The sequence below is a fragment of the Mesorhizobium sp. M0208 genome (assembly GCF_040322015.1).
GTDB lineage: Bacteria > Pseudomonadota > Alphaproteobacteria > Rhizobiales > Rhizobiaceae > Mesorhizobium.
This window is the reverse complement of the sequence record NZ_JAMYSP010000115.1, coordinates 1-1,092: the sequence shown is the minus strand read 5'-3', so window position 1 is coordinate 1,092 and position 1,092 is coordinate 1. Positions and strand designations below refer to the sequence as shown.

General features: G+C 62.5%; 1 protein-coding gene. It reads left to right on the top strand.

What is annotated here, in order from left to right:
* Positions 1-1,065 (top strand): integrase core domain-containing protein (locus NKJ17_RS33870; RefSeq protein WP_352692053.1); only part of this gene is annotated, 1,065 nt, incomplete at its 5' end.
* Positions 1,066-1,092: the final 27 nt, after the last annotated feature.

The window sequence follows — 1,092 nt, the reverse complement described above, 5'->3', positions numbered from 1 at the left end:
TTCAACCGCTACAGGCAAGAGGGGTTGGAGGCGCTTTGCGACCGCTCGCGGCGGCCGGTACGCTATGCCAACCAACTGCCCGAGCAGATCGAGCGGCTGATCGTCGAGAGCAAGCGCGACAAGCCGCACTGGGGCGCCAGGAAGATCAGGGAGCTGCTGATCAGGAAGCTCGCCGGCGATGTGCGCATCCCGGCCAAGAGCACGGTGCATGCCGTGCTCGACCGCCACGGCCTTGTGAGCCAGGCCCGCAAGAGGAACCGGGCGAACAAGGCCATGGGCACGCCGCTGTCGCAGGCCGCCGTCCCCAACGATCTGTGGTGCGCTGACTTCAAGGGCGAGTTCAAGCTCGGCAACGGTCGCTACTGTTACCCCCTGACGGTGACCGACCAGGCCTCGCGCTACCTGCTTCTCGCCGAAGCGCTTGAAGCGACACGGGAAGCGCCGGTCATCGAGGCCTTCGTCCGGCTGTTCAGGGAACGCGGCCTGCCGCTCGCCATTCGAAGCGACAACGGGGTCCCCTTCGCCAGCCCCAACGGCCTCTACAATCTGTCGAAGCTGTCGGTCTGGTGGTTGAGGCTCGGCATTGCCATCGAGCGCATCAAGCCCGGCAACCCGCAACAGAACGGCCGCCACGAGCGCATGCACCGCACCTTGAAGCAGGAGACCACGCGGCCCCCGGGCATGAATGCCCTGCAACAGCAGGCCAGATTTGACGCTTTCATCAGCGAATTCAACGAGGAAAGGCCGCATGAGGCGTTGGCCATGAAGCTGCCGACGGAACTCTACACGCCCTCTTCACGGCCGTATTCCGGCCTGCCGGAGCTGACCTATCCCCTCCATGACAAGGACATCCTGGTCACCGCCTGCGGCCGCATCTGCATGATGAGGAAGAAGATCAACGTCTCGACCGTGCTCGCCGGTCAGAGGCTCGGAATAAAGGAGGTCGACGACGGCATTTGGCTCGTAAGCTTCATGCACTATGATCTGGGATATATCGACCTGGAACAGAGAACCTTGCAGACCATCGACAACCCGTTCGGCACGAGGTTGTCACCCATGTCTTAGGTACATTCTGTTACCCATGTCTCCGGG